Source organism: Flavobacterium orientale, assembly GCF_014638005.1.
GTDB classification, from domain to species: Bacteria; Bacteroidota; Bacteroidia; order Flavobacteriales; family Flavobacteriaceae; genus Flavobacterium; species Flavobacterium orientale.
This window is the reverse complement of the sequence record NZ_BMFG01000001.1, coordinates 554,374-576,268: the sequence shown is the minus strand read 5'-3', so window position 1 is coordinate 576,268 and position 21,895 is coordinate 554,374. Positions and strand designations below refer to the sequence as shown.

The following is a 21,895-nucleotide window of genomic DNA, read 5'->3' as shown; positions in this document are numbered from 1 at the left end:
CTTCAGAAGAAATTTTCATCTGAAGGTCAAATTCTAAGATGTTATTAACAATTTTTAATACACAAAAATTGGTCGCTCACTCATCATTTCATTAACAGAATCAGCCACTTGCTCAATTATTTCCTCATTCGTATGGTTAATAATTACAGTATCAATGAGGTCAACTATTGTCTCCATATCTTCTTCAACAAGACCTCTTGTGGTAATTGCCGGAGTTCCCACACGTATACCTGAAGTTACAAAAGGTGACTTATCATCAAAAGGAACCATATTTTTATTCACGGTAATTTCCGCTTTTACTAAAGCATTTTCAGCTTCTTTTCCTGTGATGTTTTTATTTCGCAAATCGATTAACATCATATGATTATCCGTTCCACCTGAAATAATATTGTATCCTCTTTTGACAAAAGCGGCTGCCATTGCTTTCGCATTTTTTTGCACTTGAAGTGAATACGTAAAAAACTCATCTGAAAGTGCTTCTCCAAAAGCAACTGCTTTTGCGGCAATGATATGTTCTAACGGCCCCCCTTGATTTCCAGGAAAAACAGCCGCATCTAGTAATGATGACATCATTCTGATTTCCCCTTTTGGTGTTTTTATTCCGAATGGATTTTCAAAATCAGTACCCATTAAAATCATTCCGCCACGCGGACCACGTAATGTTTTATGTGTTGTAGTTGTAATAATATGACAATGCGGCACCGGATCATTCAAAAGTCCTTTTGCAATTAAACCAGCAGGATGTGAAATATCAGCCAATAAAATAGCTCCAACACTGTCAGCAATTTCTCTGAAACGCTTGAAATCCATATCACGAGAATAAGCAGAAGCTCCTGCGATAATCATTTTTGGCATTTCCTTTATTGCAATCTCTTGAATCTTATCATAATTTAAAAGTCCGGTTTCTTGTTCAACCCCATAAAAAACAGGATTATATAATCTACCTGAAAAGTTTACAGGAGAACCGTGAGTCAGGTGTCCACCATGAGACAAGTCAAATCCTAGAATTTTATCCCCCGGTTTTAAACAGGCAAAGAAAACGGCGGTATTTGCTTGAGAGCCTGAATGCGGTTGCACATTTGCATAAGCAGCTCCAAACAAAGCTTTAGCTCTATCAATTGCTATTTGTTCCACTTGATCCACTACTTCGCAACCGCCATAATAACGTTTGCCGGGATAGCCTTCCGCATATTTATTTGTAAGCACCGAACCCGCTGCTTCCATTACTTGATCGCTCACAAAGTTCTCTGATGCAATCAATTCTAATCCGTGAATTTGTCTGTCTTGCTCATCTAAAATAAGCTCAAAAATTTGTTCGTCGCGTTGCATTTGATAATATTTCGTTAAATTGAGCTCAAAATTACGAAAATCGTTTGTTAAATTAATACTTAATAATATATTTGATTACTAATTTTTCAACACTAAATCAACAAAAAAAATGCCTATAACAGCCAACGACCCCAACAGAAAATCATGGATTAATGTCCCTGCTACCAGTGACTTCCCTATTCAAAACATTCCGTTTGGCGTATTTTTGACCAAAGATGACATCATTACGATTGGCACTCGAATTGGCGATTGTGCGATCGATTTAGGTGCCATGCAGCAGTTAAATTATTTTAATGGTATTGAATTAACTGACGATATGTTCATGCAAGACACGCTAAATGATTTTATTTCTGACGGAAAAAAAACATGGCGTTTGGTACGAAACAGAATTGCAGATATTTTTGATGCTACCAATCCGATATTGCGAGATAATGAAAAACATCGTGATATCATTATATTCAACATCCATGAAGTTGAGATGCAGTTACCTGTTTTAATTGGAGATTACACCGATTTTTATTCCAGTAAAGAGCATGCTACTAATGTAGGCAAAATGTTTCGAGATCCTGAAAATGCGTTATTACCCAACTGGCTTCATATACCGGTAGGTTATCACGGAAGAAGTTCGAGTATAGTTCCTTCGGGAATTCCTGTTCATCGTCCAATGGGACAAACGTTGCCGAATGGCGATACGCAACCTGTTTTTGGTCCGTCGCGATTAGTAGATTTTGAATTAGAAACGGCTTTCATTACAACCGATGCCAACATCATGGGAGAAAACATTCCTGTTGCGGAAGCAGAAGATTATATTTTCGGAATGGTTTTGTTGAATGACTGGAGTGCCAGAGACATTCAAAAATGGGAATATGTTCCGCTTGGTCCTTTTTTAGCTAAGAATTTTGCCTCTTCCATTTCACCTTGGATTGTGACTATGGATGCTTTGGAGCCTTTCAGAACGAAAAGCCCGAAACAAGAACCGGCACCACTTCCCTATTTACAGCAGAAAGGAAAACATGCATATGATATCCATTTGGAAGTGTTCATTGCCCCTGATAAAAAAGAACCTACGTTAGTGAGCAAGTCCAACTTTAAATATATGTATTGGTCCATGGCTCAGCAATTGGCACATCATACTTCGAATGGCTGCAAAGTAAATTCAGGCGATATGATGGGTAGTGGTACCATTTCCGGTCCAACTCCTGATAGTTTTGGTTCCATGCTAGAATTAACTTGGGGTGGAAAAAACCCGATTACACTAAACGATGGTAGTGAGCGTAAGTTTATCAACGACAACGACACTGTTATCATGAAAGGATATTGTCAAAACAGTCAAATTCGAATTGGTTTTGGTGAGGTGTCCAGTAAACTCCTCCCAGCTTTCGTTAGAAAATAAAATTTAAAATCCGGTATATCCGGATTTTTTTTTGGCTTATTATTTGAAGTAGTTTTATATATTTGGTAGGTCTAATTTCAACTTTTTATATGAAAAGAATTTTACTTTTATTTTTAGCGGTAACTATTGTTTCCTGCGGTGTAAAACAATCAACCAATGCTTTAAATTCAGGCAATTATGATCAAGCCATTGACATCGCAATTAATAGCTTGAGAGGAAATAAAAATGCAAAAGGCAAGCAAGATTATGTGTATATTCTTGAAGAAGCTTTCGCAAAAGTAAAAGAGCGTGACTTGAGAAATATTGAAATGTGGTCTAAAGATGCTAATCCTGCTAATTTGGAAAACATTTTTAAAACCTATGTTCAATTGAACAATCGTCAAGAGAAAATTCGACCCTTGTTACCCTTGCGATTTTTAAAAGAAAACAAAAACGCTATTTTTCCTTTTGACGATTATTCTACTGAAATAATTGACAGCAAAAATGCTTTATCCAATTACTTGTATACCAATTCAAAAAATCTATTAAAGAATGCCAATAAATTGCAATCACGTCAAGTTTATGATGATTTGATTTATTTGAATAAAATCAATCCGGGCTTTAAAGATGTTACAAAACTAATTGACGAAGCCCAATTCAAAGGAACTGATTTTGTTCATGTTTATACCAAAAATGAAACGAATATGGTAATTCCTGTTCGTTTGCAAAATGATTTGTTGGATTTTAGCACTTATGGTTTGAACGACAAATGGACGGTTTATCACAGTAATCGCGTTAAAGACATTCCTTATGATTTTGGTATCATTGTCAACTTCAGAGAAATTACTATTTCACCGGAACAAATCCGTGAAAAACAATTTGATAAAGAGCGACAAATCAAAGACGGTGTTAAAAACCTTGTCGATGCTAATGGAAATATTGTTCGTGATAGTTTAGGAAATCCAATAAAAGTGGACAAATTTATCACGGTTAAAGGTACGGCTTATGAATTTACACAATTCAAAGCTTGTCAAGTAGTGGCAAAAGTAGATTACATTGATTTCAATACCAATCAATTGACGAACACCTATCCCTTAGGAAGTGAATTTGTTTTTGAACATATTTATGCCACCGTTCGAGGCGACCGAAGAGCATTTGACGAACAATATGTTACTTATTTTGGTAGAAGAGCTGTACCATTTCCAACGAATGAACAAATGGTTTATGATACGGGTGAGGATTTGAAAATGAAGTTGAAGGATATTATTTCGAGGAACAGAATTAGAAGGTAAGTTTTTTTTTAATAATTTTCACTTTTCTGATTAGAACGCGGATGAAACGGATTGGCTTTGCCAAACGCGGATGTTCACGGATTTTTAATAGCTTCGCTATTTTTGGATTTGAACGGATTTATTCAGTGACTATTGTTTTGAATACATTGCTTTTTTCTTTTGCCACTAAGAAATAAAGACACAAAGTTTCAGAAAATTTAGTGTTTTCAAATTATAAACCGCCTCAAACTCGCAATTTCAATCCCATCATGTGATTCATGATAAACGCATTTTCCCTCTTTGATTAGAAGGATTTGAGGCGATTGGTGCGTTACTTCAAACCGATTGGCAATTTCGTTAGAAATGTTTCTGTATTCTAATAAGTCTAAAAAATACGGTTGTAAATCTTCTTCCGACAAATCATACTCGTTTTCAAAGTTTTTCAACGCAAAACGGCTTATGCTGCATCGTGTGCTATGCTTAAATATTAAAACCGGTTGTTGATGCGATAACTCAATTAATTCATTAAGCTGACCTAAATCGGTTAGCTTCCTCCATCCTACTTTAGATGTTTTCCCCTCTTCTGAATTCCCGAATAAATTAGTAAAAAAACTCATTTTTGACGTGTTTCAAGACATTTTGACTTGTTTTAAAGCTGATTTTACTCAAAAATAAGCCATTTTGTCTTAGATTATGGTTTGGAATAGTAGTTGACTAAACCTTCACAAAGATACCGAAATACTAGGCATTTACTTGCCTCAAAAACATAAAAATAAAACAAATGAATTTAAAAAATTTAACCATTAAATCGCAAGAAGCTTTGCAACAAGCTCAGCAAATTGCACAAGGTTTTGGTCAACAACAACTGGAAAACGAACATATTTTTAAAGGAATTTTAGAAGTAGATGAAAACGTTGCTCCGTTTATTTTAAAAAAAATAAATGTGAATGTCAACTTGTTCTCCCAAATCTTAGATAGTACAATTCAAAGTTTTCCAAAAGTTTCCGGTGGCGAAATTATGCTTTCCCGTGAAGCGGGAACGATGCTAAACGAAGCTTCCATCATTGCCAAAAAAATGAATGATGAATATGTTTCGATTGAACATTTACTCTTAGCCATTTTCAAATCGAAAAGTAAAGTAGCTCAGATTTTAAAAGACCAAGGTGTAACTGAAAAAGGTTTGGAAGCCGCCATTTCCGAATTGCGAAAAGGTGAACGAGTTACTTCTGCTTCAGCCGAAGAAACCTACAACGCTTTGAATAAATACGCCAAAAACCTCAACGAATTAGCCAAAAACGGCAAACTCGATCCCGTAATTGGTCGTGATGAAGAAATTCGAAGAGTATTGCAAATTTTATCCCGAAGAACCAAAAATAACCCCATGTTGGTTGGTGAACCCGGTGTTGGTAAAACCGCCATTGCCGAAGGTTTAGCCCACCGAATTGTAGATGGTGACGTACCCGAAAACCTAAAAGACAAAATCGTTTTTTCGTTAGATATGGGTTCGTTAATCGCCGGTGCAAAATACAAAGGTGAATTTGAAGAACGCTTGAAATCCGTTGTCAAAGAAGTCATTGCTGCCGAAGGCGATATTGTGTTATTCATTGATGAAATTCATACTTTAGTTGGTGCAGGAGGTGGCGAAGGTGCGATGGATGCCGCCAATATTCTAAAACCTGCTTTGGCTCGTGGCGAATTGCGTGCGATTGGTGCCACGACTTTAGACGAATACCAAAAATATTTTGAAAAAGACAAAGCTCTAGAACGACGTTTCCAGAAAATTATGGTGGATGAACCGGATACAGAAAGTGCGATTTCGATTTTACGAGGCATCAAAGAAAAATATGAAACGCATCATAAAGTGCGAATCAAAGACGAAGCGATTATTGCTGCCGTAGAATTATCGCAACGCTACATTTCCAATCGATTTTTGCCGGACAAAGCGATTGATTTAATGGATGAAGCCGCTTCGAAACTTCGAATGGAAATCAATTCAAAACCCGAAGAATTAGATGTTTTGGATCGTAAAATAATGCAATTGGAAATCGAAATTGAAGCAATCAAACGCGAAAATGATGAATCGAAATTAAAAATTTTAGGTTTAGAATTAGCCAATTTAAAAGAAGAACGCAACGAGATTTTTGCCAAATGGAAATCCGAAAAAGAAGTAGTTGATAACATCCAAAACGTCAAAATTGAAATTGAAAACTTCAAGTTAGAAGCCGAACGTGCCGAACGCGAAGGCGATTACGGAAAAGTAGCCGAGATCCGTTACGGAAAAATCAAAGAAGCACAAGAACGTTTGGACAAATTGCAAATTCAATTGCAAGAAAATCAATCGGGAACTTCATTGATTAAAGAAGAAGTAACCCGAGAAGACATTGCTGAAGTTGTAGCCAAATGGACCGGCGTTCCCGTGACCAAAATGCTACAAGGCGAACGCGATAAATTATTAAAATTAGAAGACGAATTACACCACCGTGTCGTGGGTCAGGAAGAAGCGATTGAAGCCATTAGTGATGCTGTTCGCAGAAGTCGTGCCGGATTACAAGATATGAAAAAACCTATCGGAACATTTCTTTTCTTAGGAACAACCGGAGTCGGAAAAACTGAATTAGCCAAAGCGTTAGCCGAATACTTATTTGACGACGAAAACGCGATGACCCGAATCGATATGAGCGAATACCAAGAACGTCACGCCGTAAGTAGATTAGTAGGTGCTCCTCCGGGATATGTGGGTTATGACGAAGGCGGTCAGTTGACAGAAGCTGTTAGACGCAAACCCTACTCAGTTGTTTTATTGGACGAAATTGAAAAAGCTCATCCCGACACCTTCAACATCCTTTTACAAGTATTGGATGAAGGAAGACTAACCGATAATAAAGGACGTGTAGCCGATTTCAAAAACACTATTATTATTATGACCTCCAATATGGGAAGTCATATTATTCAAGAGAAGTTTGAAAATTTATCGGGCGGAATTGAAGCCGCAACCGAAGCCGCCAAAGTGGAAGTATTAGGTTTATTAAAACAAACTGTTCGTCCCGAATTTATCAATCGTATTGATGAAATCGTCATGTTCACGCCATTATCCAATGCCAATATTCGAGAAATTGTTGGCTTGCAGTTAAAAAGTGTGACCAAAATGTTGGCACAACAAAACATCACGATGGATGCCACTCCGGAAGCCATTGATTATTTAGCTAAGAAAGGCTATGACCCACAATTCGGAGCAAGACCGGTGAAACGAGTTATTCAACGCGAAGTATTAAACAAATTATCAAAAGAAATTTTGAGCGGAACCGTAAAAACTGACAGCATCATTTTGCTTGATAGTTTTAATAACGAATTGGTTTTTAGAAATCAAAGTGAATTAGTATCATAACTCGTTTTAAATAGATAGATTAATTGGTTAGTTTGAAAACATCAACTTGGAAACGGGTTGGTGTTTTTTATTGTCGTTCCATTAAAAATTCAAATTGGTTTTATACTTTTATGTAATAAATAGAGTTTTATACTTCAAATCGCATCGCTATGAAATTAGTCATTTTCGCTTTATTCCTTTCTTTTTCTGGCTTAGCACAGTCGGAAGTTGTTTATACTAAAAAATTAAATCATACAGTTTCCGGTGAAAAAGTGTATTTGGAAAGTGACGTTGATATCACTCCTAAGTTGATGTATGGCGATAATGCTATGAATCGCTTTCTATCCAGGAATTTCAAATATCCAAAAGAAAACATAGCCGTTTCTGAAATCATTTGTAGTTTTATCGTAGAAATCGATGGCTCTATAAGTGATATAAAAGTGGTTAATGAAGTGCCTGAATTTTACAGCAAAGAAGCTCTGAGGGTTTTGGATAAATTTGATGAGCCTTGGTATCCAGCTGTGAAAAACAACGTTCAGGTTCGATGTCAGTACATTTTACCCATTAAAATCAATCGAATTTGAGATTGTTTAAGGTTAAATTTAAATTAAAAAACCACGTCTGATTTCTGTAAAAAATCTAAAAATGGTAATTTAGCCTTAACTAAATTACTTGTTTTGAGAACTTTTAAATTCCTTTTTCTGTTTGTTTTTCAATTTGTTTCCTGTCAAAATGTTCAATTTGAAGAAACGCTCCAAATTGCTTTTGAAAAAGCCAAAAAAGAAAACAAACTTGTTTTCATAGAATATTACAATTCTGATTGCACCATTTGCAAAAGCATTGAACCTTTATTTTCCAATCCGGAAATGGCTAAATTCTATAATTCCAATTTTATCAATTATAAAATCAACACTAATGGTGGATTACAAGGAGCTGATTTAGAGTTTATGAATAGCACAGGATTAAAGTTTCAAGGTGTTCCTTTTTTCCTTTTTTTTGATACCGATAAAAATTTTGTTCATTATTCCGGTGCTAAAGCAGAAGTTGCTTATTTGATTGGCATTGGAAAAACCGCTTTAAACCCAACTGCAAGAACGGGAAGTTTACATGAAAAATATCAAAGTGGCGACAGAAGCATTCGAACACTATATGCTTATGCAGATTTGGTTCAATTGTATCAAAATGACAAATTACAAAACGAAATTTCAACAGCCTTGTATGCCGTTTATCCAAAAGAAAATTTGGGAACACAACAGAGTTATTTAATTCTAAAAAATGCTGTGTTTTCCATCACTAATGGGTTTTATATTTATTGGTATGACAACAGAGCTAATCTTAAAGGATTTGAAAAAGGTGCTAAAGCCGGAACTGAATCAGAACAATTGGAACGCATTTTATTGCATTCCCTCAGAGGTGATGAAAAAAAATCGTGGTCACTTGCACAGATTTCCAAAGCCAAAGAAATGATTTTGACTTTAGGTTTAAGCAACAACCCGAATGACTTTTTATGGGAAACCGAAGCCACCGCTTTATATCGTGAGGGAAACACCAAAGAGGCATTGCGTTTTTTTGAGGAAATGCTTACCGCTGAAAAATCCAACAAGTATGCTTCATTGTATATCACCGATTTTTTTATGAAACTATTCATGGATAAAAAGGAACTGGATCTTGTGAAATTGGAGTTGGATACATTTTCAAAATCCGTTGAGGAAGTTGCTTTGCAAGCCGATATTTTCTATCAGGAAATTGTTTATTATACTAAAATAAATGATTCAAAAAAAGCGTCAGACTTAAAAGCGAAGGCGTTACTCTTTTATGAGAAGCACAATCTGGATGCCACACCTATAAACGAAATGTAAAAAGCACCTGCTTAACTATAAACAGGTGCTCTCAAACAATAAACAAACTAAAAATTACTTTAGTTTTAAAGGTTTCAATTTAAAAAAATGAAACGTTTACAACTTAATTGTAAAATTTGAATGTTCTGTAAATACGGTTAATTGGAATTCCAATTCCGTGGTTGAGAATAACGCGTTCATCGGTTACTCCACATACATTTGCCTCTACAACCTTCTTAGACTTGTTATCGGCAAAATAAATTTTAATTTTGAAATAATCTAAATTTCCAAAAGACAACGCCAGTTTTAATTCGGCTATACGTTGTTGCATAGCTTCTTTTTTACACAAAACATCAGACTTAGGGAACACAAGGGACGTGAGTTTGTCCTTGTCTACGGATTCGTAGCAAATAGCCATAGGTTAAGATTTAAGTTAATAATAGATTTAAGGGCGAGATAAAATTAACAAAATAATTTAATTATCATAATTTTTAGTAACTTTTTTTTGATTTATTATTAAAAAATGAGTAATCATACATTAAAAACTTACAAAAAACCATGTAAATCTCCCGTAAAAATTTAAAAGTTTGGATGGCTTGCCTTGTTTAATGGTTCGGAAAAGGTTTTGATGCTGGTAAAATCTTAAAACTTTTTTCAAAAGTTTTGTGCTTTGTTCAATGATTGGATTATTTCATGATCCAGAGAGGGGGTTTGATGCTAGTAAAATCCATAAAACTTTTTTCAAAAGTATTTTGCTTTAGTTCTGATGACTGGATTATTTCATGATCCAGAGCGGGGGTTTGATGCTAGTAAAATCCATAAAACTTTTTTCAAAAGTTTTTGGATTTTTTTATATCTAAAGATTTAGAAAGCAAGCTTTCTAAATCTTTAGATATAAAAAAATCCCTTGAGCAAAGCTCAAGGGATTTTACTGTCGGGATGACTGGATTCGAACCAGCGACCCCTAGCACCCCATGCTAGTAAGCTACCAGGCTGCTCTACATCCCGAGAAGTGGGTGCAAATGTAATTGTTTGAATAGTTATCACAAAAAATATGCGTGAGATTTTTTCACTTTTAAACTAATTACTTAAATTTATTAAAAATTGGACTATGAAAAGAGTACTATTTCTAACGCTTGTCTTGACTTCCTTTTACATCCGATCACAAGAAACTCAAAGCACCACCATCTACCTCATTCGCCATGCTGAAAAAGCAGATACTTCTAAAAATCCGGAATTATCTGAACAAGGTATTGAAAGAGCTTTACGTTGGGCAAACTATTTTGAAAAAATACCTTTAGAAATTTTTTATACCACTTTAACCATTCGAACACAACAAACAATTTCATCTGTTGCTTCGACAAAAAATAAAGAAATTCAATTTTATCAACCCGCAACTTTTTCTTTAAAAGAAATTGCAGCAAAACACCCCGGGAAAACAATTTTAATTGTGGGTCATAGCAATACGATTCCAAAACATATTAATGATTTTTTGGGTGAAGAAATTTATGAGCAAATTGATGAAAATGAATTTGGAAATCTTTATACAATTTCAATATCCGACAATAAAGTTCATCACCAGTTGACCAAACCCAAGTAGTAATCAAATAAAAAAGGTTGACATCCTTCAATGTCAACCTTTACAATTTAGAATAAAAGTAACTAACCAATAACTACTTAAAATTTCATTCCAAACCCTAAACCAATAATCCATGGATTTATTTCAACTTCAGCCGGAATAACTAAACCCTCAGCTAAGTTTGTAGCATCAACTGAAACATCTGTTTTTAAAAATAATCGTTTTACGTCAAAATTTACAAAAAATGTATCGTCAAACATGACATCAAATCCAAATTGAGCTGCAAATCCAATTGCGTTATCATATGCTATTCCTTTAACAACATCTCCCTCTTTCACATTATAAAAAATGGTGTAATTCACCCCTGCTCCAACATAAGGTTTGAAACTTTTATCTCGTAAAGGAAAAAAGTGATATTGAGCTGTTACTGTTGGAGGCAGAAGCATCACACTTCCTAAATCAACATCAAAACTTGTTGGACCACCGATTGCAGAAATATCAGAACCTACGGTATGAACGTCGTGTTTAGTAGTCCCCAGAATCAATTCGGCTGCAAAGTTTTTAGTAAAGAAATAAGTAAAATCTAATTCGGGAACCAATGCATTTGAAATGGAAACATCACCTCCAATACCCCCAATAGTGGCTTTTTCATTTGGAACTACTCCAATACCTCTCAGTCGGACTTGCCATCTTTTGAAATCATTTTCGTTTGTTTCTTCTTGTGCTTGAACAAGATTAGTCATTACTACTAACGATGCAAATAATGCGAAAACTAATTTTTTCATTTTATGTTTATTAAAATTACAGTTCAAAAATAAATTCATAAAAAAATCTAATAACTGATAAAAATCATTGACCAAAATTTATTTCCATTGTAATTAATTATACGATTTAGAAAATTTTGTTCATACCTTTGCACTCCTATGCAAAAGATGATTAACATACTTAACAAAAGAGCCAAATTTGATTATGAAATTTTGGAGCGATATGATGCAGGAATTGTTTTAACAGGAACCGAAATCAAATCAATTCGATTGGGAAAAGCTTCGATAACAGAAAGCTTTTGCGAATTTCATAATGGCGAACTGTTTGTGATTAACTCACAAGTAGAAGAATATTTGTATGGCACCCACTACAACCATAAAGCCAAAAGCGAACGCAAACTTTTATTGAATAAAAAAGAGTTAAAAAGTTTAGAAAAAAGCATGCAAAATAAAGGGTTAACCATTGTACCATTGCGACTTTATGTAAATGAAAAAGGGTATGCAAAAATGGAAATTGCTCTTTGCCGCGGAAAGAAAAACTACGATAAACGCGAAACCATTAAAGACAGAGATACCAAACGCGATATAGATCGTGTAAAGAAAAGCTTTTAAGCTTTCAGGTTTTTTCTCCCCTTAATTTCATCATTCTTTTAATTACTTGCTTTACTACAGATTATTTGATGCAAAAAATTAGTGTAAAATTGATTTAGACTGTTTTTTTTTTTGAATAAAATGACTATATTTGTCATGACATTATTTAGAACATGAAAGAACTACTTAAACAAGCACGTGAAAACAAGCATCTAAAAACCCGTGAAGTGGCTCAACTTCTTGGGATAGATCAAGCATTGATTAGTAAGTTTGAAAGCGGAAACCGAAAACCAACCAGAGAACAAGTGACTAAACTAGCTTCTATTTTGGAGATTGATTATGAAACGTTGATGGTAGCTTGGTTGAAGGAGAAAATTCTTTACGAAATTGGCGATGATACTAATTTAGGTATTAAAGCGATGAAAGTAGCGGAAAGTGAAATGAGGTATGAGGTTGCTGTTAAAAGACATAATTTGTCCGCATCATTGACAGCCATTCTAAATGAAATTGATTCACTCAAGAAGATTTTAGACCAAAAAAGAGCATTTGATAGTTTTAGAATTGCTCAAGCTCTAGAATTAGAATACACCTTTGAAAGTAATCGAATTGAGGGAAACACACTAACCTTACGAGAAACCGATTTGGTTATAAACGAAGGCTTAACGGTTTCCGGAAAAAGTATGCGAGAGCATTTGGAAGCCATAAACCATCAGGAAGCTATTGGTTATATTAAGCAATTGATGGAAAGAGGTTTTAGTTTCAATGAAAGAGAGTTACTATCCATACATAATTTAATTCTTCGAGGTATCATTCCCGAAGATGCCGGGCGATACCGCAGAGTACAGGTTATGATAAAAGGAAGTAGTCACATGCCACCTCAACCCAATTTGGTTGCCAAAGAAATGGACGGTTATTTTTTGTGGTATGAAAGTCAGAAAAGCAAATTGCATCCGGTTGTTTTAGCTGCAGAAATGCATGAAAGATTAGTCACTATTCATCCCTTTATTGATGGAAACGGCAGAACATCCAGATTGGTAATGAATTTAATTTTGCTACAAAACGGTTATGTAATTGCCAACATTAAAGGCGATTATGACAACAGAATGAATTACTATAATGCGTTAGAATCGGCTCAAACAAAAAGTAATAAAGAAGATTTTTTACTCTTTATTGCTCAAATTGAAAAGGAAAGTTTAGAACGTTATTTAAGCATTATTGGCACATAAAATAACCCGCTTCGGCGGGTTTTTAGTATTTTAATTTTTGTCTTCTAACAAGGGAACAAATCGAAATTCACCAAATTCATGTTTTTCGAATTGCGTTTCGTTTTTACGAATTAATAAGGTCATGATTTGTTCTTTTTCGCCAAGAGGAATCACTAGTCTACCTCCAATTTTTAGTTGAGCCATTAATGGTTTTGGGATTATTGGAGCACCTGCAGTTACAATAATACTATCAAATGGAGCATAATTTGGCAACCCTTTGTAACCGTCACCAAAAGATAAATGCTTGGGTCTGATACCTAATTTTGGTAATAATAAAGAAGTAGTTTTAAACAATTCATTTTGACGTTCTATAGAATAAACTTTAGCTCCTATCGTACACAAAACAGCGGTTTGATAGCCTGAGCCAGTACCAATTTCTAACACTTTATCATCCTTTTTCACTTCTAATAATTGTGATTGAAAAGCAACTGTATAAGGTTGTGAAATAGTTTGTCCGGCACCAATTGGGAATGCTTTGTCCTGATAAGCATATTGTTCAAAACCGGAGTCTAAAAACAAGTGTCTCGGTATTTTTTTGATGGCTTCTAATACATTTTTATCAGTAATGCCTTTTTGTTCTAAAAGCTTTACTAATTGAACGCGAAGTCCTTGATGTTTTTCAGTATCTCTCACTTGGGGAAAAGGTTAGTTTGGGTAAAAATAAATCTAAAAAGAAGAACTTCCAAATCATAAAACGGTATAATAAAAAATTAGTTCTGCTTTTGATTTACAATTCCAAGTGATATAGAAGAAATTGAATACGTTATTCATTGTTAATTCTCGTATTATTACTATTTTTGATAAAATTTACTTTTATGCTTAAAATTGGCGTTTTAGGTGCCGGTCACCTAGGAAAAATACACTTACGATTACTCAATCAATCCTCAAAATACGAATTAGTTGGTTTTTATGATGAAAATCACGAAAACGGAGCAAAAATTGCAGCCGAATTTGGCTATAAACAATTTGACACGATTGCCAAATTAATTCACGCTGTAGATGTGATTGATATTGTAACTCCTACGCTTTCGCATTATAAATGTGCTAAAGTTTCAATTAAATCGGGTAAACATGTTTTTATTGAAAAACCCATTTCGACAACTGTTGAAGAAGCCGAAGAAATAATCGCTTTAGCAAAAGAATTCAACGTTAAAGGTCAAGTTGGTCACGTAGAACGTTTTAATCCCGCCTTCATCGCTGTAAAAAATCAAATTGAGAATCCGATGTTTATAGAAACCCATCGATTGGCTGAATTTAATCCACGAGGTACCGATGTTCCCGTTGTTTTAGATTTAATGATTCACGATATTGATGCGATTTTGAGTGTGGTAAAATCGAAAGTAAAAGCCGTTTATGCCAGTGGTGTTTCGGTTTTGAGTCAATCTCCAGACATTGCCAATGCTCGAATTGAATTCGAAAATGGATGTGTTGCCAATATCACTTCGAGCCGAATTTCGATGAAAAATATGCGTAAATCACGTTTTTTTCAAAAAGATGCTTACATCTCGGTCGATTATTTGGACAAAGTGTGTGAAGTGGTAAAAATGAAAGACGCACCGGAAGTTCCGGGTGATTTTGATATGATTTTGCAAAATGCCGAAGGCGTGAAAAAACAAATTTATTTTGATAATCCGGAAGTTTCTTTGAACAATGCCATTTTAGATGAATTGGAAACTTTTGCCGATGCGATTAACAACAATACTACTCCCGTAGTGACTTTGGAAGACGGAACCGAAGCGTTGAGAGTTGCATATATGATTATTGATTCGATGCAAGAAAAATAATTTGTTTCAGGTTTGCTTCGCCTGTTCGCCTTTTAGGCTCGAGCCAAGTTATTGCGAGACCTGAAACTTGAAACTTAAAACAAAAACAAACTAAAAATACATAATGAAAACAATTGCAGTAATTGGAGCAGGAACCATGGGTAACGGAATTGCCCACACGTTTGCTCAAAGCGGATTTACCGTAAAATTAATTGATGTTTCCGAAAAGTCGTTGGAAAAAGGAATGGCAACTATTGCCTCCAACTTAGATAGAATGGTGACCAAAGGAACTATTTCGGAAGAGGATAAACACAAAACCATTTCAAATATTATCACTTATACCGACATTAAAGATGGTGTTGTTGGAACAGATTTAGTAGTTGAAGCAGCGACTGAAAATGTAGGTTTAAAAATGAATATCTTTAAACAACTGAGTGACATTTGTGATCATAATGTGATTTTGGCTACGAATACTTCTTCTATTTCCATTACGCAAATTGCTGCTCAAGTAGTTCATCCTGAAAGAGTAATCGGAATGCATTTTATGAATCCGGTGCCGATTATGAAATTAGTTGAAATCATTCGAGGTTACACTACTTCGGATGAAGTGACTAAAATCATTATGGATTTATCTGTGAAATTAGGAAAAACACCAACGGAAGTAAACGACTATCCCGGTTTTGTAGCCAACCGAATTTTAATGCCAATGATTAATGAATCGATTGAAACTTTGTACAACGGCGTTGCCGGCGTTCAAGAAATTGATACGGTTATGAAATTAGGAATGGCTCATCCGATGGGACCTTTACAATTGGCTGATTTTATTGGTCTGGATGTTTGTCTTTCCATCTTGAATGTGATGTATGACGGTTTCAAAAATCCAAAATATGCTCCTTGTCCACTTTTAGTGAATATGGTGATGGCCGGAAAATTAGGTGTAAAATCGGGAGAAGGATTTTATGATTATTCGGAAAGTAAGAAAGCGGAAAAAGTTTCGAAGCAGTTTTTAAAATAATTTATCTAACAGCTCAATATACTAAAGTCGGAAGTGTATTTATTTCCGACTTTAATTTTTAGAACATTGAAAAAAAAATTTCAACTCAACGATGTTTTCATAACTGCAAAACCTACTTCAGACAATATTAGTAGGTATATATCTTATTACTACTTTCACAAATCAGAAGATAAAGACTATCAAAAAAACTTCATTTTCTATCCTAATTATAAACATGCATTGACAGTTTATAAAGATTCAGATGTTATTTTATCCGATAATAAATCCGTCATAGAACCATCAAAAAAAAGCAATATTCAACCACTTTATTCCATCAATAAAGAGAAAAGTATAAAAGTGAATATAAATGGGGTTTTTGATAAAATTGGTGTTGTTTTTAATCCATTAGGACTAAATCATTTCATACAAAAATCGCTTCAAGAAACACTAACTTCAGACATTGGTGTGTTTACAAACTTTGGAGATGAATTCAACAGCATTTTAAATCAGGTCTATTCTGAAAACCAAATTGAACAAAAAGTTTCCTTATTAGATGATTTTTTTGAACAAAAACTTTGCTCTTTTGAAGAACCGATTATTAAAAAAGCTATTGGAGAAATTATAATTTCAAATGGCGGAATTAAAGTTGCCGAATTATCGGAAAAACTAGATGTTAATAGAAAAACACTTCTTCGTTTATTTAACAAACATACTTATATGTCAGTTGAAGAGTATAGAAAAATGGTAATGTTCAGGAAAGCTTTTAATTATTTTCATCAAAATAAAGAGAAATCAAATTTAACAGATGTTGCATTATTTAGCATGTATTATGATCAAGCACATTTTATAAAACACTTCAAATCAATCACTAAAGAAACACCAAACACATTACTTTCCAAAATTTCTCACCTCGGCATGGAAGATACGTATTGGTATTTTGAAGATTAAAATTTGTATTGTCTCAATTTTACAATTTTGAGGTTTTATTGCATTGTAATATTGCCTTGTAATTAAATCTAATAATCATGGTAAAATTGAATTTAAAATTAATGATTGTGCAAACAATTATTATGGGTTTTACGTATGCAGGTGTAATGGCTTTGTTTGGATTAATTTGGGGAGAAAAGTTCAACACTTGGCAATTTATTTTTAATGCTACTTTTTTTGGAATATTTATGGGGATTCTTTTTCCAGTAATTACAAAAATTGTAACTGATAGGGTTCTAAAAAAAACAATTATTGAGCTAGAAGAGGACGAACTGCTAGTTTATGAAGGAGCTTCAACGTTTAAAAGCAATTTTTCAGCGGGAGGAAAACTTGTACTAACTACAAAAAGACTGGCATTTAAACCCCACAATCTAAATTCCAAAAAAACGTTTGTCGAAATTCCTTTAAACAAAATTACCGAAGTAGAGAAACAAAATACTTATGGTTTTATCCACAATATTTTTATTATTCAAAAAGCAAATGAAAAGTTCAAATTTTTTGTTGCTGAAAATGAACGAGATGTTTGGGTTTCAAAAATAACTGAATACTCCACAAAAGCATTATAAAATTTCAATATTAGTTATAATTCTGATAAAATGAGTTACAAAAATTATCGAGATTATAATTCAGAACATAAGTAAAACTATTATTATAAATCTAAATCAAATAACAATGAAAAAAACAATTTTTACACTATTTATTGCACTAACAACAGTAGCTTCAAAAGCTCAAGAAGAACCAAAAAAACCAGAAATTGGTTTTAATTTGAATGCAAAAATTGGTTATGCAAAATTGATTCAAAATGACATGGTTAATCTTAATGGTACCATTAATTCTGGTGATATGCTTTTCTTTTACCGACTTCCCTCCGGAACAACTTTTAGCACTGGAGTTGGATTGATGGATTTTAATACCAATGGTGTTGCTGGAGGAGAAGGATATGCTTTGGAACATACCTATTTAAGAATTCCTCTGTATATCAACTACTCATTGTCAGTTTTAGGAGAACAACTTGACAATAAATTATCAACCTTTGGAGGAATTGGCGTTTATGCCAATACACTATTAAAAGAAGAAATTCAAACGCTGGATGAAACATTCAAAAACAAAAACCAAGGATGGAATAGTGGTTTAGGCTTCAATCTAGGTGTAAGATTTAGCGTTACCAAAAATTTAAATTTCGGAATCGGTTTTGAGTCACAATCGGATTTTTCTAAAATGAAAAAAGAGGGTGTAGAAAGAAAATTAGAAACAATTAATACCGCTAATTTTACTTTTGAGTATAAATTCTAGAAAAAGAGAACCTTAAAATTAATCCCTTTTTTAGTTTTAAAACCGTAACGTTACATTATTAAAATTTGTAACTTTACGGTTCTTTTATTTAAAATGAGTAGAATAATTCCCTTCAAAGCCGTTCGTCCCACCGCAGATAAAGTCGCCTTGGTTACATGCAGAAATTATGATGATTACAGTTCGGCTGAGCTTGCAGCTTGGTTGAGTTTTAATCCGTATTCGTTTTTGCACGTGATTCATCCTGCGTATGTACATTCACAGAAAATTACGTTAGATAAACGTTTCAAAGGTGTCGCTCACAAATACCAAGATTTTAAAGACGATAAAATTTTTGTAGAAGAAGAAAAGCCTGTTTTTTTTGTGTATGAAATTCAAACTAAAACCAATTCTTTTACTGGAATAGTTTGCGGCACATCAATTGAAGATTATAAAAATAATGTGATTAAAAAACACGAAGATACGTTGCAGTATCGGGTGGAATTATTTAAAGATTATTTGCATCAAACGGGTTTTAATACAGAACCGGTTTTGATTACTTATCCCGATAATGAATCATTAACTAATTGGATTTTAAACAAGAAAAAAGAACCTTCAATATATCATTTTTCAACAACAAATAAAGAAAAACATACGTTGTGGCGAGTAGATTTGGATAATGATATCTTGTGGTTGCAACAACAATTTGAAAAAATTCCGGAATTGTATATTGCAGATGGTCATCACCGTTCAGCTTCGGCAGAGTTACTTTTTGATGAAAAAAGTAATCCGAATAATGAAAATCTAAACTATTTTATGAGTTTTCTCATTGCTGAAAGTGATGTAAAAATTTATGAATTCAATCGAATTATCCGCGATTTAAACGGTTATAAAGTCAATGATTTTTTAGCCCGATTAGACGAACATTTTATCATCAAAAACAAAGAATTAGAACTGTGGAAACCACAAAGTAAGTTTGAATTTGGGATGTATTTGGATGGCAATTTTTATGCCTTATTTTATAAATTAGAAAATAGCAATCCAACCATTTTAGAAAACTTGGATGCTCAAATTTTATATGATAAAGTATTGCAACCGTTACTTGGAATTGAAGACTTACGAAATGACGAACGCATTGAATACATTCCCGGAAAGCAATCGATTTTAACCCTCAAGGAATTGATTGATGAAGGTGAATTTGAAGTAGGTTTTATGCTTTATCCTTCTGATATTTCTGAAATTAAAGCCTTGGCAGATAATAATTTGATTATGCCTCCAAAAAGTACTTATATTGAACCAAAGTTTAGAAGTGGGTTGATTGTGTATGAATTATAATTTAGATAAACATTTAAGAACACAGATTTAAGAAATTTTGAAAATTTTGAAAATTTCTTAAATCTGTGTTCTGATAAAAATCAAAAAATGTCAATAAAAAACAATTTACAAAACATAAAATCCTCCCTTCCACCCCACGTAACCCTAGTTGCCGTTTCTAAAACCAAACCCGTTGCGGATTTAATGGAAGCTTACAACGCCGGACAACGTATTTTTGGTGAAAATAAAATTCAGGAAATGACTGAAAAGTGGGAACAAATGCCGAAAGACATTCAATGGCATATGATTGGTCACGTTCAGTCGAATAAAGTGAAATATATGATTCCGTATGTGAGTTTAATTCATGGTGTGGATAGTTTGAAATTACTGAAAGAAATTAATCGTTTAGCCACAAAATGGCGTAAAAAAGTAGATTGTTTATTGCAAATTCATATAGCCGAAGAAGATACCAAATTTGGTTTGGATGAAAAAGAATTGGATGAGATTCTGAAACAAGTTCAGAATGACAATGCGTCATTCAATAACATTCGCATTGTCGGTTTGATGGGAATGGCTACTTTTACCGAAAATCAAGAACAAATTAAACGTGAATTTTTACATTTAAAATCGATTTTTGATCAACACAAACAACTGACAACTGATAACTGCCAACTGACCACTTTATCCATGGGAATGAGCGGCGATTATCAACTCGCTATCGAATGCGGAAGTACCATGGTTCGAATTGGAAGTAGTATTTTTGGTTCAAGATAAAAGAAAATAGAAAATAGAGAATAGACTGAATACTAAAAACTGAATACTACTTTGTACGCAATTTTAGACATAGAAACCACGGGAGGTCAATATAACGAAGAAGGAATAACCGAAATCGCCATCTATAAATTTGATGGTCATGAGGTGGTTGATCAATTCATCAGTTTGGTAAATCCTGAAAAACCAATACAACCGTTTGTAGTCAAATTAACCGGAATTAATAATGCGATGCTTCGTTCGGCACCTAAATTTTACGAAGTTGCCAAACGCATTATTGAAATTACCGAAGGTTGCATTGTTGTTGCTCACAACGCTTCGTTTGATTACCGAATTTTGCAAACTGAATTCAGACGATTGGGTTTTAAATTTCAAAAACAAACACTTTGCACCGTTGAATTATCCAAAAAATTATTACCCGGACATGCTTCGTATAGTTTAGGAAAATTGGTTAGAGCTTTAGGAATTCCAATGGCCGACAGACATCGTGCAACCGGCGATGCAATGGCTACGGTGAAATTATTCAAAATGCTTTTGGCTCAGGATGTTGAAAAAGAAATTGTAATAAGTTTGGTAAAAACGGAAATTAAATCCGGTATGTCTCCCAAATTATTGGATATTGTAGAAAATCTACCATCAAAAACCGGAATTTATTATATCCATAATGAAAAAGGTGACTTAATTTACATAGGTAAAAGTAAAAACATCAAAAAACGAGTAAATCAGCATTTTACAGGAACAACAAATAAATGTAAAAAAATGCAATTGGAAGTTTATGCTGTAACTTTTGAAGAAACCGGTAGCGAATTGATTGCTTTATTAAAAGAAAGTGAAGAAATTAAAATCAACAAACCTATTTACAACCGTTCGCAACGAAAAACATTGTTTCAATGGGCTTTGTATCCTGTTAAAGATGAAAATGGCTACTTGAGTCTTTTAATTCAAAAAGCAGATGGCCGAAAAAAGGAAATAACTTCCTATACCTCACTTCAAGAAGGAAAAAATTCTTTGTTTAAAATTACCGATCAGTTTAATTTATGCCAGAAAATTAATGGCTTGTATGACACCAAAAATGCTTGTTTTAAATATAAGATAAAAGAATGTGATGGAGCTTGTATTGGTGAAGTTTCACCAGAAGAATACAATGATCGAGTTCAAGAATTCATCGAATCCAATTTGTTTGAAAATGAAAACATGGTTATTATTGACCGCGGTAGAAGTTTACAAGAACGTTCAGCAGTTTTGATTGAAAATGGCATTTATAAAGGCTATTGTTTTTATGATTTAAATTATCAAATCACAAATATTGAAGTTTTAAAAAACATTCTTATTCCAATGCAAAACAATCGGGATACTCGAAATATTATTCAAGGATTTTTGAGAAAAAACCGAGTAATGAAAATTATAAAATTTTAAAGTATCTT

Annotated in this window: 21 protein-coding genes and 1 tRNA gene; 16 read left to right on the top strand and 6 right to left on the bottom strand. The window is 33.7% G+C overall.

Annotated elements, in window-relative coordinates; genetic code table 11:
- Positions 1-54 precede the first annotated feature (54 nt).
- Complete coding sequence (gene glyA, locus IEV15_RS02460; protein WP_188360907.1) at positions 55-1,329, bottom strand: serine hydroxymethyltransferase; 1,275 nt, start codon at positions 1,327-1,329, stop codon at positions 55-57.
- A gap of 109 nt (positions 1,330-1,438) precedes the next feature.
- Here glyA and fahA point away from each other — a divergent pair, with 109 nt between their 5' ends.
- Both fahA and IEV15_RS02450 read left to right on the top strand, forming a co-directional pair.
- Positions 1,439-2,722 carry a fumarylacetoacetase gene (gene fahA, locus IEV15_RS02455; RefSeq protein WP_188360906.1) on the top strand — a complete coding sequence of 428 codons (1,284 nt, stop codon included), beginning with the start codon at positions 1,439-1,441 and terminating at the stop codon, positions 2,720-2,722.
- Positions 2,723-2,811: 89 nt separating this feature from the next.
- The gene (locus IEV15_RS02450) at positions 2,812-3,993 is read left to right on the top strand and encodes a hypothetical protein (RefSeq protein ID WP_188360905.1); all 1,182 of its coding nucleotides are present in this window, start codon (positions 2,812-2,814) and stop codon (positions 3,991-3,993) included.
- A gap of 206 nt (positions 3,994-4,199) precedes the next feature.
- On the opposite strand, the gene ytxJ is transcribed toward IEV15_RS02450, so the two are convergent.
- Positions 4,200-4,589 (bottom strand): bacillithiol system redox-active protein YtxJ, encoded by a 390-nt coding sequence (gene ytxJ, locus IEV15_RS02445; protein WP_188360904.1) that lies wholly within the window; start codon positions 4,587-4,589, stop codon positions 4,200-4,202.
- Positions 4,590-4,753: 164 nt separating this feature from the next.
- On the opposite strand from ytxJ, the gene clpB reads away from it, so the two are divergent.
- From clpB to IEV15_RS02430, 3 genes are all read left to right on the top strand, one after another.
- On the top strand, positions 4,754-7,357 hold the full coding sequence (clpB, locus tag IEV15_RS02440) for an ATP-dependent chaperone ClpB (protein ID WP_188360903.1): 2,604 nt from the start codon (positions 4,754-4,756) through the stop codon (positions 7,355-7,357).
- Positions 7,358-7,506: 149 nt separating this feature from the next.
- Entirely contained in the window at positions 7,507-7,920 is a 414-nt protein-coding gene (locus IEV15_RS02435; RefSeq protein ID WP_188360902.1) for an energy transducer TonB, read from the top strand.
- Positions 7,921-8,013: 93 nt separating this feature from the next.
- The gene (locus IEV15_RS02430) at positions 8,014-9,195 is read left to right on the top strand and encodes a DUF255 domain-containing protein (RefSeq protein ID WP_188360901.1); all 1,182 of its coding nucleotides are present in this window, start codon (positions 8,014-8,016) and stop codon (positions 9,193-9,195) included.
- 103 nt (positions 9,196-9,298) lie between these two features.
- Here the strand turns inward: IEV15_RS02430 and IEV15_RS02425 are convergent, their stop codons facing one another.
- Together IEV15_RS02425 and IEV15_RS02420 are read right to left on the bottom strand one after the other, a co-directional pair.
- Positions 9,299-9,505 (bottom strand): hypothetical protein, encoded by a 207-nt coding sequence (locus IEV15_RS02425; protein WP_229734075.1) that lies wholly within the window; start codon positions 9,503-9,505, stop codon positions 9,299-9,301.
- A gap of 603 nt (positions 9,506-10,108) precedes the next feature.
- Positions 10,109-10,182, bottom strand: a tRNA-Pro gene (locus IEV15_RS02420).
- Between the two features lie 103 nt (positions 10,183-10,285).
- Here IEV15_RS02420 and IEV15_RS02415 point away from each other — a divergent pair.
- Positions 10,286-10,774, top strand: coding sequence for a phosphoglycerate mutase family protein (locus tag IEV15_RS02415; RefSeq protein ID WP_188360899.1), 489 nt, complete (start codon positions 10,286-10,288; stop codon positions 10,772-10,774).
- A gap of 77 nt (positions 10,775-10,851) precedes the next feature.
- On the opposite strand, the gene IEV15_RS02410 is transcribed toward IEV15_RS02415, so the two are convergent.
- Positions 10,852-11,538, bottom strand: a complete 687-nt coding sequence (locus IEV15_RS02410) for an OmpW/AlkL family protein (protein ID WP_188360898.1) — start codon at positions 11,536-11,538, stop codon at positions 10,852-10,854.
- A gap of 138 nt (positions 11,539-11,676) precedes the next feature.
- Between IEV15_RS02410 and smpB the strand changes: the two genes are divergently transcribed.
- Positions 11,677-12,129 carry an SsrA-binding protein SmpB gene (gene smpB, locus IEV15_RS02405; protein ID WP_188360897.1) on the top strand — a complete coding sequence of 151 codons (453 nt, stop codon included), beginning with the start codon at positions 11,677-11,679 and terminating at the stop codon, positions 12,127-12,129.
- Between the two features lie 152 nt (positions 12,130-12,281).
- A complete protein-coding gene (locus IEV15_RS02400) occupies positions 12,282-13,334 on the top strand; it encodes a Fic family protein (RefSeq protein WP_188360896.1) in 1,053 nt (350 codons plus the stop codon).
- Positions 13,335-13,364: 30 nt separating this feature from the next.
- Here IEV15_RS02400 and IEV15_RS02395 read toward each other — a convergent pair whose 3' ends face one another.
- The gene (locus IEV15_RS02395) at positions 13,365-14,006 is read right to left on the bottom strand and encodes a protein-L-isoaspartate(D-aspartate) O-methyltransferase (protein WP_188360895.1); all 642 of its coding nucleotides are present in this window, start codon (positions 14,004-14,006) and stop codon (positions 13,365-13,367) included.
- Between the two features lie 182 nt (positions 14,007-14,188).
- Here IEV15_RS02395 and IEV15_RS02390 point away from each other — a divergent pair, with 182 nt between their 5' ends.
- The 8 genes from IEV15_RS02390 (at position 14,189) to IEV15_RS02355 (ending at position 21,887) form a co-directional block, all read left to right on the top strand.
- Positions 14,189-15,157 (top strand): Gfo/Idh/MocA family protein, encoded by a 969-nt coding sequence (locus IEV15_RS02390; RefSeq protein WP_188360894.1) that lies wholly within the window; start codon positions 14,189-14,191, stop codon positions 15,155-15,157.
- Between the two features lie 103 nt (positions 15,158-15,260).
- A complete protein-coding gene (locus IEV15_RS02385) occupies positions 15,261-16,151 on the top strand; it encodes a 3-hydroxyacyl-CoA dehydrogenase family protein (protein ID WP_188360893.1) in 891 nt (296 codons plus the stop codon).
- 66 nt (positions 16,152-16,217) lie between these two features.
- Entirely contained in the window at positions 16,218-17,078 is an 861-nt protein-coding gene (locus IEV15_RS02380; RefSeq protein WP_188360892.1) for a helix-turn-helix domain-containing protein, read from the top strand.
- A 107-nt stretch (positions 17,079-17,185) separates the two neighbouring features.
- Positions 17,186-17,683 carry a GRAM domain-containing protein gene (locus IEV15_RS02375; RefSeq protein ID WP_188360891.1) on the top strand — a complete coding sequence of 166 codons (498 nt, stop codon included), beginning with the start codon at positions 17,186-17,188 and terminating at the stop codon, positions 17,681-17,683.
- 106 nt (positions 17,684-17,789) lie between these two features.
- Complete coding sequence (locus IEV15_RS02370) at positions 17,790-18,410, top strand: outer membrane beta-barrel protein (protein WP_188360890.1); 621 nt, start codon at positions 17,790-17,792, stop codon at positions 18,408-18,410.
- Between the two features lie 93 nt (positions 18,411-18,503).
- Complete coding sequence (locus IEV15_RS02365; protein WP_188360889.1) at positions 18,504-19,721, top strand: DUF1015 domain-containing protein; 1,218 nt, start codon at positions 18,504-18,506, stop codon at positions 19,719-19,721.
- Positions 19,722-19,808: 87 nt separating this feature from the next.
- Positions 19,809-20,474: a YggS family pyridoxal phosphate-dependent enzyme gene (locus tag IEV15_RS02360; protein WP_188360888.1), complete on the top strand. Its 666-nt coding sequence runs from the start codon at positions 19,809-19,811 to the stop codon at positions 20,472-20,474.
- 51 nt (positions 20,475-20,525) lie between these two features.
- On the top strand, positions 20,526-21,887 hold the full coding sequence (locus IEV15_RS02355) for an exonuclease domain-containing protein (RefSeq protein ID WP_188360887.1): 1,362 nt from the start codon (positions 20,526-20,528) through the stop codon (positions 21,885-21,887).
- The last annotated feature ends 8 nt before the right edge of the window (positions 21,888-21,895 follow it).